Origin of the sequence: Photobacterium damselae (genome assembly GCF_003026815.1) — a bacterium.
GTDB classification, from domain to species: Bacteria; Pseudomonadota; Gammaproteobacteria; order Enterobacterales; family Vibrionaceae; genus Photobacterium; species Photobacterium damselae.
Window position 1 is genome coordinate 1 of sequence record NZ_PYOG01000049.1, and the last position, 14,506, is coordinate 14,506.

General features: G+C 33.3%; 8 protein-coding genes and 2 pseudogenes. 3 read left to right on the forward strand and 7 right to left on the reverse strand.

Annotation, left to right across the window (positions count from 1 at the left end):
- From CTN07_RS23175 to CTN07_RS21155, 3 genes are all read right to left on the reverse strand, one after another.
- Nucleotides 1–290 (reverse strand): hypothetical protein (locus CTN07_RS23175; RefSeq protein WP_249030819.1); only part of this gene is annotated, 290 nt, incomplete at its 3' end.
- Between the two features lie 148 nt (nt 291–438).
- Nucleotides 439–3,552: a CNF1 family cytotoxic necrotizing factor gene (gene cnf, locus CTN07_RS21150; RefSeq protein WP_005306733.1), complete on the reverse strand. Its 3,114-nt coding sequence runs from the start codon at nt 3,550–3,552 to the stop codon at nt 439–441.
- Between the two features lie 406 nt (nt 3,553–3,958).
- A complete protein-coding gene (locus CTN07_RS21155; RefSeq protein WP_036766163.1) occupies nt 3,959–4,240 on the reverse strand; it encodes a hypothetical protein in 282 nt (93 codons plus the stop codon).
- A 469-nt stretch (nt 4,241–4,709) separates the two neighbouring features.
- Between CTN07_RS21155 and CTN07_RS21160 the strand changes: the two are divergent.
- Together CTN07_RS21160 and CTN07_RS21165 are read left to right on the forward strand one after the other, a co-directional pair.
- Nucleotides 4,710–5,396, forward strand: a pseudogene (locus tag CTN07_RS21160) (IS6 family transposase).
- 395 nt (nt 5,397–5,791) lie between these two features.
- Entirely contained in the window at nt 5,792–6,562 is a 771-nt protein-coding gene (locus tag CTN07_RS21165; RefSeq protein ID WP_005306737.1) for an N-acetylmuramoyl-L-alanine amidase, read from the forward strand.
- Between the two features lie 127 nt (nt 6,563–6,689).
- On the opposite strand, the pseudogene CTN07_RS21170 reads toward CTN07_RS21165, so the two are convergent.
- From CTN07_RS21170 to CTN07_RS21190, 4 genes and pseudogenes are all read right to left on the reverse strand, one after another.
- Nucleotides 6,690–7,801, reverse strand: a pseudogene (locus tag CTN07_RS21170) (IS91 family transposase); the annotation flags it as partial.
- 908 nt (nt 7,802–8,709) lie between these two features.
- Nucleotides 8,710–9,885, reverse strand: coding sequence for a response regulator (locus tag CTN07_RS21180; RefSeq protein ID WP_005306740.1), 1,176 nt, complete (start codon nt 9,883–9,885; stop codon nt 8,710–8,712).
- Between the two features lie 2 nt (nt 9,886–9,887).
- Nucleotides 9,888–10,340, reverse strand: coding sequence for a response regulator (locus CTN07_RS21185; RefSeq protein ID WP_036766167.1), 453 nt, complete (start codon nt 10,338–10,340; stop codon nt 9,888–9,890).
- Nucleotides 10,330–13,620 (reverse strand): hypothetical protein, encoded by a 3,291-nt coding sequence (locus CTN07_RS21190; protein ID WP_146154900.1) that lies wholly within the window; start codon nt 13,618–13,620, stop codon nt 10,330–10,332. The genes CTN07_RS21185 and CTN07_RS21190 overlap by 11 nt, the downstream gene beginning before the upstream one ends.
- A gap of 291 nt (nt 13,621–13,911) precedes the next feature.
- Between CTN07_RS21190 and CTN07_RS21195 the strand changes: the two genes are divergently transcribed.
- The coding region (locus CTN07_RS21195; protein ID WP_107183760.1) for an ISNCY family transposase at nt 13,912–14,506 on the forward strand (595 nt) is incomplete at its 3' end.

A 14,506-nucleotide genomic window follows, 5' to 3' on the forward strand; every position in this document is an offset into this window, starting at 1 on the left:
GGCGTTGCACCATCTCGCTCTGCGATATGAGCAAGCGAGATTAATACTTCATGTAATTTGAATGCAGTAGTCGATGTGTCACCAAACTTATCAATAAGATATTGATAAATTAATGCAATTTCTTCGTTGTGATCTTTTGGCGGAGCAATATCATATTGAGTATTTAGCAACTGAATGACATTATCCATGGTGGTCTCATATTGCTTATAGTTGTCAAAAGCCGATGAAGCCTGAACCGGACGACATTTCTTTGTTGGTTTCTTCTTCTTTTTTCTAGGTTTGTTACTCATAGGATATGGTCAATACAATAATGGTGATTTGTACTGATATAAAATAAGAATGCCCGCTAAATTTAGCGAGCATTAAGGGGTAAAAGTGAGGCTCTAGGCCGCAGTTTTCTATTTTAAGTTGAGATATCTGGCTCCAGCCGAAGGCTGGCTACTGTTCGGTTGAGACACCTGACTCCGGCTGTGCGGTTGAGACACCTGACTCCAGCTGTTCAACATTAAATTTTTTTGATAAAGCCTTTGATATTGAAACTTTTGCTCCGTCTGTGGTAAGCGAATAGCTTTCTGATAAAGAACTTACAAGAGTATTATTATCGACTCTCGCCAATATAGTTGCCGATGTACCAAAACCTAGCAGATTATCATTAGTGTAGTAAGGGAAAGTGAGAACGTTATCACGACTCACGGTAATTATACTGCCTTGCTTCGCATCAGATGATGCATACGTTATTAATGATTCATCAAAGTTGTCCGCTAAGTAATTGACCAGAAAATCATTATTCATTATACCTTTCACTTTAGGAAATCCAGCTCCGTCTTTGAGTAATAATTCAAAAACTTCAACCGCTTTTTGTACTCCTGTTGTACTAGTAAAACCAGCCACTGGTTCTGTAGTGCCTGTATGTACCTTATACAGCCACCCCCCTTTTCGGGCGACAATTGTAGTACAACCGCTTAGGTTTCCGCTCGTAATGATTACTGGTTTATTTGCCTGAACTTGTTCAAGTTCTATTTTGATTCCATTTGCCCCACGAGCAGAATTTGATACGCGAATAATATTTGTGTTATTGGTAAGATTATGTTCTTTCCAATACGTTGAACCGAGTGAGGATGAATCTGTCAGAATTTCACCAGTATAGGTATTTAGTGTGGGAGCACCATTTGACCCTATAGAACTATTATAAAAATGTGTATCATAACCCAAATTATTAAACCGATCTTTTTTAGTATAGAATCCACCTTGGAGTTCGTCAGCATTAGAAGATATAAAATACGGCTCAATTGCACGCTGACGCGTTGATGATATACTTCCTCGCCCTTTGAGGACATTAATATCTCCCTTAGCTAATTTCTGGAAGTTAATACTGGCATTTTCAGCTATATTTTTTCTAAAAAATCTTAGGCGTAACATTTTTTGTAAGATTGATAATTCTGATTGAGATGGAGGTTCAGGGAACAAAAAACGTCGGTCAACAACAGCCATCACTTCTACAGGAGCTTCATCAATAATTGCCCAGTGATTAACATGCGAAACTTCATTATTACCTACGACATACTTTAATTTTACTTTTACAATAACAAGAAAATGTCGTCTACTCGCAGCATCTGCACTTTTAAAATCTGTAGTGTACGCAGTGGTGCTTACGTCCGTTTGTGGATGACCCTCTATAGAAATATCTTTCAATGCTTCGTTGCTTCCACCTGCTGTTTTGGTACTTGCAATATTCCATGCTTCTTCTTCAGTTGTCCCTCGCATCAAGATCAAATCTTGTTCAACAAATTTAGGACGATCATTATAAAAATGCATCATTTCCATTTCTGACGTTGATGCCGGTAATCTTGAATCCACATTAGGAAATAAAAGTGGGCTATCATCGTTGATAAAAGATAACTCCGATGAAGCTAATTTGGAATATGGTTGATCTTCAAAAAATATAGGTAGTTCAAGTGTCGTAAAATCGAAGGGCTTCCCACCGTTTAACCCGCCACTTCGAACCCATACAATCTCATTATTATATTCGGTGCGATAAACTCTTCGAGAGAAAATTTCATATCCAGTTTTAATGTCCGCTTCATAATAGATACCACTTAGAGCACTACCCTTGACAGCTATGATTTTATTGTCTTCATCACTAAGTTTTACGATATTTACAGACTGTTCGGTTTCTTTGATATTGATTTCTAATACGCTAGTTGAAGATATATCGTCTTTATTAATGCTATATTCTTTAAGGAAATCATCAGTATTTGTAGCATTCAAGATGTTATCTTCATTACTTACAAATTCATTAAGTATCTCTTTGTTTGCACTGGCCTTACTAATGATGAATGGAATTGCAAAAGATAGCCCTAACAATAATACATTTGTCACCACTCCCGGAATCGCTGAACGACGTTCTTCGAAAGTATCCCCATTGATTAACTGATCAAAGCTGAGTCCAACACTGGTAGCGAGAATACCCAAACTAGCCGGAACAGATACCTCAGGAATAATGACATCAAATATTGGAGCCATTGATAAAATTGTCTGAAGAATATTTAGTGCGTCTTCTTTTGATGCTTCAGAATTTGATGTTATAAGGACATCACCATCGCTAAAACTGCGTTTCTTGACTAAAATAGCGATCGCCTCAAAAACGTTTTTTTCAGTGATTTTTTTTGGGGAGTAAAAAAAATAAGACTCATCAAAGTTTTTATTTTCCTTTATTCCATTAAGAGCGGTATTAACACCAGAATATGAAGTTCCATCTTGTCTATCATATAAAGAAAAATGCGTTGAAAGTAAACTTGTGTTATTTTGTTCTTTAATTATTTCTTTAAGACGACCACGTAAACTATTAAGATTTTCTGAAAATAAGAATGGATTTGTTGCACCGGGAATAAAAAGCATTACTCTTTCTTTATTCTCAGCCAAAAAAATATCAGAGGAGTAGTAGCCATATATATCAAAGAAAAATAATGATATATTATTTTCTCGATTTAATGCGGCCATAGCAAAATCATGCTCATCCTTACTGACTAAATTATTTTTATAAAGATATAAAATTGAGGAAACATAATAATTTTTAAGTAGTAGTTTGAATCTTTCATAATATTTCGACCAATAATCAGATAAGGCTTTATTATAAAGACCAGCAAAGTCACAATTGTATATAAATCTCAGATATTCTGATGGGAGCATTTTCGCTTCATTTTTTTCATCAAATAAATTTGCATTGCTTGTTTTATAGATTCCCGCCACTGAATTTGCATCGTCATAAGTTGAAAAGCGATGACCCATATTAAGCATTGCTGCTTGTGTGAGTGTCATTGCATTTGTTTTATATTTTTCTAAATGATCCCATCCGGTGTAAGATTTATTGTTACTTCGGGATTGAGAAAATTGGACAAAATAAAGATTATCAGGATCAGCCCAGTGAAACCAATGTAGGTCGGTATTAAACTTATCTTTAATATAATCACTAATTATTTTTTCAGGTGAAGGAAATTTCGATACAAGCTCATTGTATTCAAAAAGGTATTTTTTTTGCCATTGATCATTCATGATATATTTTCCTAATTAAAGATGATATAAGTATTTTAATAAAAGATTGTGATCTGAGTATATATGTTTAAATAGAACATTGTTAAACTTATTATATATATTGTGATTTCAATTTTTCAACACGTTAATTACCAAAGATGTTATGATGATTGGTACACTAAAAAACATGAGGTTTGCCACATATTTTTAGTTACATTGTTTTCAATCATTTCCCACATATTTTGTTAATCTATAAAAAATAGAATCACGATTGATTATAGGTTAATTATATTTCTCCTATTTGTTTATTTAATTACGTAAATTATCTATTATCATTGTACTCTATTAATAGAGTATATCGATCAGTGATCTGATTATCAGTCTTTCGTTTAATGATAATACCTTCTCTGTTCTCTGTTCTCCGTTCTTAAAGCACTCGCTTTTTCAGCATTACATCAAAATTATATTCATAATCAAATTTTCTATCTAAATAATCTCGTTGTATAATTTTCCCATTGGTATTGTATTTATAATTGTCAACCGTCAAATCTGAACTTTGACTAGTACCTTTTCTTACTAGTTTATCTAAGCGTAAATCAATACAGGCTGTTAATACTGGATCAATTGCATCTAGGACGACTGACTTTGAGGTTGCATTCGCCGCTGAACTTGATGCTAATAAAATAGCTATTGAGAAAGACTTTTTCATAATATTTTCTCCTATACCTATATTGTTTTCGTAAACTACTATAAAGATATAATAAGTAAGAATTAATACTATTTAAGTAATTTTTGGTCGTGATACATAATGTTTCATCATTACATGGAGGGATATTTGATTTTTAGGCAGACGACTATTCAAAGAGAAGGATTTCTATACCTATATGGTTGCTTTTCTCAAAGTAACTAGTCCATAATTTTTCAGCTTTAGCTCCACAAAACACAACGACCACTACATAGAATACATTTGTATAGTTTTGATGGCGTAATTGTTAAGCCACCTATTGGTGGCTCTTAAAGTAGCAGTCTAAGTCTCTAACTGTTGGCCCAATATCGGTATGTGCTATTTTTGATTGTATTTATTAGAGATAAATTATTTCGGTTCTGTCGCAAATTTAGGGAACCAGAAAACAATTGGGAGTTCTAATCATTAAATTTAAACTGCCATCTAAACTTTTATGCAATTTTCTGGTTATCATTTCCCGTCAGATATCATCCTTCAAGCTGTACGCTACTATGTAGCGTACAAACTCAGTTTCCGTGACATCGAAGAAATTTTTGCTGAAAGAGGAATTCAAGTCGATCATGCCACCATTAATCGTTGGGTCATTCGTTTTGCTCCCTTAATTGAGCAAAATGCACGAACGAGCAAACACCATGTATCAAGTTCATGGCGGATGGACGAGACTTACATCAAAATCAAAGGGAAATGGCGGTATTACTATCGGGCAGTCGATAAATACGGTGATATTGTAGATTTTTATCTTAGTCAAACACGAAATGAAAAAGCCGCTCAAACCTTTCTACGAAAGGCTATTCGAACAAATGGATTGCCAGAGAAAGTAGTCATAGATAAGAGTGGTGCCAATACTCAAGCACTTCATAATATGAATATTCAATTATGGAAAAGTGTTGTTTTTATGCTCAATCTGATTGAAGTTATTGATGTAAAATATCTCAACAACATTGTTGAACAAAGTCATCGACCTATAAAGCAGTAGATGCGTCAAGCATTAGGATGGAAATCTGTTGAGGGAGCACAAGCTACGATGTCAGGTCAAGAAGTTTGGACACAACTCAAACGGGGGCAAGTTGGTGATTTTAGCTTACCAGTTTGGGAGCGATTTTATGCGCTTGCTGCATAATTGTATTTGAAATTTGGCTCGCCCGTACTTCATAAAACTTTGCGACAGAACCGAGTGACGCCAGATGGGAAATAGAAACAAGGCAATTGCATAAGAGTCTAGATGATAGTTTAAATTCGATGATTGGAGCTATCAATTGCCCTCTGGTTCTTTAACTTTACGATGTAATCTGACATTTCCTTACCATCTTTTGATTTATCTCTCTGGTAGAACGAGATTAATGTAATTAGCGAAAGTTAACTAAAAGGATATGAATTATAAAATAACTACTTTTTTCAGCAATGATTATGTTATCACTACAATCAATAGTATATGCCATAGGAACATCTTCACTATTTGATGAGTTCCTGTAGTTTCAACTATGTTTCTTATCTGTTATTAAAGGGCAACTCGCCATGTGCAAAATTGATTATAATAGTTATCGTTCAGTAAAAGGTTTTAATCGTCGTATTCGCTTTATTGTCATGCATTATACTGCTGCTGATTTTTTTTCATCAGTTAAACTTCTTGCTGGAGATGGTGGCGTAAGTGCGCACTATCTTGTCCCAGATCCTACTGAAAAAAACTACATTAACTCTGGCTTTAAAGATATGCGTATTTTCAACCTTGTTGATGAGAGCGATCGAGCATGGCATGCAGGTATCAGTCATTGGCAAGGTCGAAGTAGTCTTAACGACACATCAATTGGTATTGAAATTGTTAATTTAGCGAAATATGAGCATGGCGAGTTTATTTTTCCACCATTCAAGCAAGAGCAAATTGAGGCCGTGAAAACATTAGCGTTGAACATTATACAGCGTTACCCTGATATATCGCCGATAAATGTTATTGGTCATTCTGATATAGCAGTGGGGCGTAAAAGTGATCCTGGGCCTTTGTTTCCTTGGTTTGAGTTATATCAATTTGGGGTTGGAGCTTGGTATGATGATGAAACTAAAGATAAATATTTAATTCAATTTCATAAGGAAGGTATTCCAATTCAGAAGGATATCATTTCAAAGATGAATGCATATGGATATGATATCTCTAACGCAAATACTAACGATGGTTATCAAAAGCTTGTTAGAGCTTTTCAACTACATTTTAGGCAAAAAAATTACGATGGCCGCATGGACAATGAGACCGCAGCTATTTTGTATTCACTTGTAGATAAGTATATACATTAAATAATTTTAATGGTTAGGAATTTCAATTCCTAACCTCTCTGACCGCAATACTTAAAAATCAATCAACAGTCACCTTTCTTATAACAAGGCAGGTTGCTTTTGATTGTTTTGGGCGTTTTGCCTGATTTCAGGTAAGACTGTAACAAAGTCGCCGTTTTTCCCGTATCGTTGCTTTTCTCAAAGTAACTAACTCATGTCCTTTCCGCCCATTTCTATCTTCACAAAGCACATGTGACCACCGCACAGAATACATTTGTATGGATCTATGCGTACCAGGTAATGCATCATTTTCGCATAATTCAATGGTTTTGACTCTACCGGATCCAGTAAGTCATAAACCAACGGTAAAGCTTCTCCCCGTTTTCTGTTTGACAGAAAACCATAATACCTGATTGCTCTAAAATTTTTTTGAAGGAACATGTGAGACTAACCGATCGACCATCTCTATTTGACTAAGCACTAACGTTTTATAGCAATTATCTCTATGATCTTTGCAGACAAAATGAACATAACCACCTAGGTAATGACGCACGCGAGAAGCCGTTATTGGTGACCGTTTAAAATAGCGGTCTAGATATCTAACTGTTAGACTGACATTTTCTGTCTTCTTGAATACGTCACTTTCGATTGTATTGACTAGAGAGAAACTGACTCCATCCTCGAAAGTCTCTAATATGTTGATAGTTATTATGTTTGGTATTCAAGTTATGGTAGTGGTTTCGTAAGAACGAGACCACTTGCTGCTTACAATGTTGCTCTACCATTACGACCTTAAAGTAGATATCTCCCCATCACTTAGTTTTGAGATTTATTGCCTCCGCGCGTGACTTGATAGGTAGAAATGGGCATTCCAATTAAGTTGACGACCAACTATTGGGAGTCAGTTCAAGAATAGGCCAATTTCTATTCCCCGTTTCTTTGAAAAACTCAAGAATGCAGATACCGCACAGCGGCATAAGGGATTGATTAAACAAGGATTAAGTCAAAATATGGGCCATAGCTTATCGGGCATAGTGAAGGTCATGTGTTGATATTCATATATTGGCAAGGTGGAAGCTGCTTCGCTATCCATTTTCTGTCAGCATTACTCCACAATAACTACAAGCCCTACTCTTACAAGAGTTATAGCTCTTTGTGATGCTCACAAGCTGAGTTTTCACATTCGTAGTGCTTACTTCCCACTTTGCTGGTACCGCAAGCGAGCATTTTTTCTATACACTCTATTTGATTGGTGGTGAGGCAATATCATATTGGGTATTTAACAACTGAATGGCATTATCCATGGTGGTTTCATATTGCTCATCGTTATCAAAAGCTGATGAAGTCTGGGCCAGACGACATTTTTTGGTTGATTTCTTCTTCTTTTTTCTAGGCTTGTTACTTATAGGATGTAGTCAATACAATAATAGTGATTTGTACTGACATAAAATAAGAATGTCTGTTAAGCATTAGGGGCTAAAAGTGAAGCTGTAGGCTGCAGTTTCCTATTTCAGGTTGAGATATCTGGCTCCAGCCAAAGGCTGGCTACTGTTCTTCACAAAAATAATCTATTTCAATTAAAATTCGCGATTATATCGAACGAACACAGTTCGTTCGATATGGCCGTTTGTTGTTCATACTTGGTGTTTTCTCGCCCTTGCATTTTGCTCAATTAAGGGGGTTTGCGCCTATTTCAGCAGAAAGTCCAGACTTAGCTCTCAAGCTATGTCCTGTAAGGTCTAGCTGAATTATGAATCCTAAAATAATAATTCTATTGAACGCTTTTTGTACCAAAAACGATGTGACTTTGTAGTATACCCTACGATTACTGGTAAAAAATACATCAAAATCATTTTATGACATAACTTATGTGTCATTACTAGCTGTTTCGCAACTTAAATGACATGCTTATTTTTTGTTAGCGTACGTTTTCGTTCCGTTGGATTTCACCCCCCTAAATTGCATAAAAGTTTAAAGTCAGTAATTCGAGTTCTCACTGCTCTCTGTTTTCCTAACTTTGCGACAGAACCAGATATCCAAATTGCTCAATCAAGGATAAACAACCGTCCTAAAAAGTGTTTAGGGTTCAAGCAGCCAGCTGTTATTTTCAAACAAATGCGATGGCTACTTGGTATTAAAGAGTGTCGCAGTTCATGGTTGAATTTAAGCTAAATTAAATTGAATAAAAGCCATATAGCAAAAATAATATAGAAGAGCTCTTTCACTGTACCAATCGTATGGAAAACCATTTCAATTAGACGAGATCTAAAAGTGATAAAATTTCTGTCATCAACTATATTTAGGTCAGAATCTCTAAAAAAAAGAGGAAGCCAATATTTCTCAATAAAATTATTACTTTTATCAAAATAATGGCTATGGCCTCCAGAAAAATATCTATTAGAAAATCGTTGGTTGTTGAGTCCATAAAAACCTACTCGTCCTGCCATTCCAGTGTTAGGGACAAATCCCTCAGATAGCAAAAGAATATTATCATTGTATCCACAGTCGTTTATAATTTTCATATTAGTCTGTGTAAGAATATTTGTAAAATCATAATTTGATTTAAGGACACTTCCGGCTAGAACAAGTTTTGATATTTTATTACAATTAGCGCCATTTTTAATGAGAGAGTCTATAGCGTTCACAACTACGTAAGTACCAAAACTATGACAAAATATAATTATTTCATCGTCGTTTTTTCTTTTAATTATTTCTAACAGGGCCTGCTTAAATTTTTTTACCTGTAAGTTTCGAAGAAAGGGAATGAAAAATGATATAACTGTAAAATAACCATATTTATAATGTTCAAAATTGACTGAACTAACATGAGACTCAATAGTTTTTTTTAAATCTTGCTGCCACTTACCAAAAGTACGAATCCCATGTACGGAAAGGCAGGTTACGTTATTTGTACTCGTGTACTTTGATACACTTTTTACTGTTTCGAATTTAATTGAATCAATGATTCTTGATTTCCATGTTTTGTTTCTATGTGAAGCTTCAATTACGATTTCACAATGATTTTCGAATTCATCCTTAAAACTAGCAATATCATCTGTATGTGCAGTAATACCAACGATCTTGTTTGGTTTTAAAATATTAGGTCGTTTCTTTATGTCAGATAAAAGAGCTAAACCAAAATTAGCTGATGGAGTTTCTGATCTTTTGGGTAAAACAACATCAAGAATCATAAAGTCAAATCTAATATTTCGTAATATTTTTTTTGCCGATTGAGTATTATGACAAGTGTAAATATCTTGTTCATTAACTCCAGCTGATGATTTTAATAAATCTAAGATTTCTTTACATCGAGGAAGATTATCATCCACAACTAATACTTTCATAATTATAACTCTTTAATGTGTGTTATAAGCTCTTCGCGCCATTCACTGACAGTATTGCTATATAGAATACAACCTAGGCATTCTTCTTTATAGTGTGACAGAAGCTCTTCTTTTAAACCGTCAAAAGAGATAAAGCTACTACTATTGCTAAAGCTTGTGAACTGTGTAATAAAAAGGAATTTAGTTGTTATTCCTCGTTTTTTAATTTTTCTAGCCAGTTCCTTTCCACCAAAAACTCGAAACATACCTCCTGGATCTGAATCTGTTTTGTCAAATGTAGGCAGACTAATGTCTAGAAGTAATAGATCAAATTTACAATTTGATATTAATTTCCATGCAGAAGTAAAAGAATAGCACTCAGAAATATCACAATCTGGAAACTCAGAATAAATCAACTCTTTTATTCTTGTTCTTTTATACTCATTATCTTCTACAATTAAAATTTTATTTTTCATATTTGATCTCAACATTGAAATAATCATCAAATACATATAGAGTCATATTATAATTGATATCAATCATTTTTAGATCATGCAAAGATTTATATAATCCTGATCCACCTTCATTAACTAGTAGGTCATGGTTATTCATGTCTATTAGTTGTTTAATTATAATGTCTAACTTACCTTCTAGTAAAATTTCTTTGGTTTTATCATCAATTTTATTTCTTATGTTAATAATAAATCCAGAATCTTTATTATTTTCATCAATTAAAACATCAATACTTTTTGCGCAACTAGAAGAGTGTTTGAAACAATTATTGAAGCAATTAATAAAAGTAAGTACGAGAGCATAAAGATGACTTCCGTCGACTAAGAAATTTTTCTTGATATTAATATCAACATTTATATTCACATTGCTAATCTGATGAAAATATCTTTCAGCTAATTGTACGGTTTTACTAATTTCAAATGAATCAACATCTGTATTATTTCTTATAGAAAACCATTCACAAACAGTGCGTACATCTTCTTTAACTTCTGTGTTAGCAAGTCTTATTTCGTCAAATAAGTCGGTTAATGCTGTACCATGCTTGCAAAGGTTTATATCGTCAATAAGCTTAGAAAATAAACGGTCAACTTCTTCCATGAACACTTCGTTTAGCTTAATTTTAATTTTTTCAAGACATATAAGTAACTTATTATTGAATACATTAAAAATTTCGTTTGAAACTTGTTCGGCAGTACCCTGATTATCAAGCACCGCTCTTACTCTATCAAAGTCTGTCGTTTCAAAATTAAAAGTGAAAATTCTGTTTGGTTCATCGTCATTTAGAGACGTTTTCATCCACTGCTCAGCTAACTCAATAAGACTATTAAAATCATTACTAAATTTTATAAGAATATCATCAATATCGTCTAATATACTATCGTGAACAATTTTATAGTATTCTCTCCAATACTCATTTGACTTATAAAATCCCTTTTCATCTAACTCGGTTATTAGTTGTCGCTTCTGAAGGTTTGAACACATTAAATTACTAAAAAAACCATGTCTAATTTCAGAACTAAGATTTTTATCCAAACCAATTTCTTTATTATCCATATACTCAATTAGTAATACTTTAAATAGCCGAGTTAAAGCTTCGTTCTTTATTCCTTTTAAAATTGTCCTATCTTCAAGCATGACAAGATTGTCATCACCATCTTTACTATGAGAGTGATATTTATACATTAAAGATTCGATATCACTTTTTCTTTTATTTAAGATAAATCTCGTGTCCACATAAATCTTAGAGTCATTAAATTTGGCCGCCTCACTTTCTATGATAATATCATCAACAATTAACTTGCATTCCATATCAATATCTGATTGATTAAGATATTGATGAGATACTAATTTATTTAGAATGTTAATTCTTTCAATTTTTAAATCACTATCGTCGTCGAAACATCCCAAGTAGTCCATTACATCGACTTTTGAAATGACATTTAAAACAAATACTTGCTTGTTACTTAAGTTTGTATAGATTATTTCACTAGGCCTTTTAACGTTTAAGGTGAAGAAGTACTCTTCAAAAACCTCGTTGAGTAGAGAGCTACCATCAAGTTCTGAGAAATGATTATAAAAGAAACTACATATTACAGAATCAATTGTGTATATCGAATTATTGTTAATGTCTGAACATATTTCCTCAAGTGGAATACATACATTAGCGTTAGGATTATTGATTAGCTCGGTTGCAGAAAAACTTAATAGCTCATATTTAAGATTATTTTTTAATAAATATTGTACTTTTAACTCTATTGCATCTTTATTAATAGGGCTTAGGCTGTAAAACTCATCAACTAAACAAGATGTTATTACTGAAGGTGATTTAATTGAATCAATGGCTTTCTTTTTTAGCTTGAGATGTGGTGATAAACTAGTACCATCATCCTTGATATACATAGACGGTGGTGTTCTGAGATTATATGATAATGGGGTTAATGGAATATTTAAAAAACTAGATTTTGCAATTATTTTTTCTTTTGTTCTTGAAGGGAAATAATATGGTGCGGATTTAATTATACTAATTAAAATATGGTCAGATAGTTCTAATGAAGAGTATTTAATAGACAAATCTACTAAGTGATCAGCCGATTGATTAGTATTGTTAAGTGAATAAATCGAAATTATATTATCTATTATTTCTTTTAAAAGATCAGGTAGACCATTAGGCTTTATTTTAGTATAGATATATGATTTTGCATACATATTTATCTTTGTTATAATGTTTTTGGTTTCATGTAAATTTGACTCAAGTTCATCAATAACTTTATTGTAATTACCTTCATAATAATTATTTATCTGACTATCAAATTCACACTCAAATTCATTTGTTATGTTGCCATTTAAATAACTTATGATTTTTGATATCTTAATGGATTTAATATTTATTCCAATTTCATTAAATAAGGTTAACAATAAAGCCTTGTCATCTTCGTTCAAAGATTCTTCTATAATTGCATTTTCTATTATTTTACAAAAATTATCAAAAAGATCTACTAGAGGAAGTCTTTGTAACCAATAAATACTACATAATAAGTCTACATCTTCATAAAGAGATGTAGGTAAGCATAATAATGAGTAGAATGCCGCGATGTCTAAAGCTTTTCCCGCAATAAATTCTTTATTTGATCGTCTAACCATTGATTCTAAAATTAGTTTAGAATCAACTGTTTGTAACTTCCAGCCTGATACCCTTACCACGTCATTAAATAGATTATTGTCATTCTCATTCTTTAAATATTCTAAAAAAGTATCAATTTTTGAGTATTCTTTTTTTGCTGTGTATAAATTAAATTGTAAATTTATTGCCCAGATTGATTGGCCTACATTACGGGTGAGTTCTGAGAGTAATGATTCAACCTCTGAATAATTACCTTTTATAAACTGATCTTCAATAATTTTTCTTGTATCATTAAATAATATTAATTTATCTATCTCTCTTGAGAATATTCCGAAGTATAGTTGTATAACGTTAGTTTTACTAATATGTTCATCACTGAACATCAGGGTTTTAAAAATTTCACTAACGTCTGATTTACTCTGACTTAGAAGAGAAAAAATATCGTTATCTTTTATTATTATTCTTATCGCTTTTTCAAATTCGTCATTAGTAGAGTTAAATATGAATTTATGAAATGAAGCTTGCTTTGCTTCTAATTTACTTCCTAAGAAGCGCTTTGGTTGAAGTACGTCACTTACAATTTTGTGAGTTTTTCTAGCTTTTCTTACTTTTGCCCGTTTCAAATTATTGTCCATTTAGTAATGGGTGATTGTTAATTATCGTAAAAATCAATAATATATTGCAATAAAATTAGGTCGAATTTTTAATATTTTGTCAGATGAGATTTAGTAGAAAAGATATACGACCTAAATTTTAGCTATTTTGCCTCTATTTAACGTAATGTATCTGTTGCGCACTTCGAATGTAGCTCCCAAGGTAAAGTGTCTCTTTTTTGCAAAGATAAAATGTCCTGTTTTTCTATAGTGATCGGTATCTGCTGATCAATGTGAGTTAAACAAAATATGTTGGTGACCATGAATGACAAAGAGATATTTCGCTTAGGTACAATTCGTGATGTTTGCGAAAAACGGATCAGACGCAAAGATGCTGCTCAGCTTCTTAATGTCAGTGTTCGTCAGGTTCAACGATTAATAACACGCTATCGAGATCTTGGTGCTGCTAGTTTAGTGCATCAACGTCGTGGACAATCGCCAGGCAACAAAATCAATGCTGATATACGCCATCAATGTTTAAACCTGATCCACGAATATTACGCAGACTTTGGACCCACATTGGCACGTGAAAAATTGATTGAACGCCACGGAATTAAAATTGGATTAGAAACCTTACGCCAATGGATGATCGCTGATGGCCTTTGGGTACCACATTTCAAACGAAAGCCTCGTGTTTACCAACCTCGTTACCGCCGTGATTGTTATGGTGAGTTAATTCAGATAGATGGTTCACATCATGATTGGTTTGAAGGCCGCAGTAACAAATGTTGTCTGTTGGTTTTCATTGATGATGCCACTGGCAAACTGATGAACTTACGCTTTAGCGAAACAGAATCTGCATTTGATTATATGGTGGCAACACGTGAATATCTTGAACAGCATGGAAAACCCACCG

Bases quoted from the DNA above. Each gene is read 5' to 3' on its own strand.
- cnf (WP_005306733.1), bottom strand. From the start codon at position 3,552: ATGAATGATCAATGGCAAAAAAAATACCTTTTTGAATACAATGAGCTT.
- CTN07_RS21180 (WP_005306740.1), bottom strand. From the start codon at position 9,885: ATGAAAGTATTAGTTGTGGATGATAATCTTCCTCGATGTAAAGAAATC.
- CTN07_RS21165 (WP_005306737.1), top strand. From the start codon at position 5,792: ATGTGCAAAATTGATTATAATAGTTATCGTTCAGTAAAAGGTTTTAAT.
- CTN07_RS21185 (WP_036766167.1), bottom strand. From the start codon at position 10,340: ATGAAAAATAAAATTTTAATTGTAGAAGATAATGAGTATAAAAGAACA.
- CTN07_RS21155 (WP_036766163.1), bottom strand. From the start codon at position 4,240: ATGAAAAAGTCTTTCTCAATAGCTATTTTATTAGCATCAAGTTCAGCG.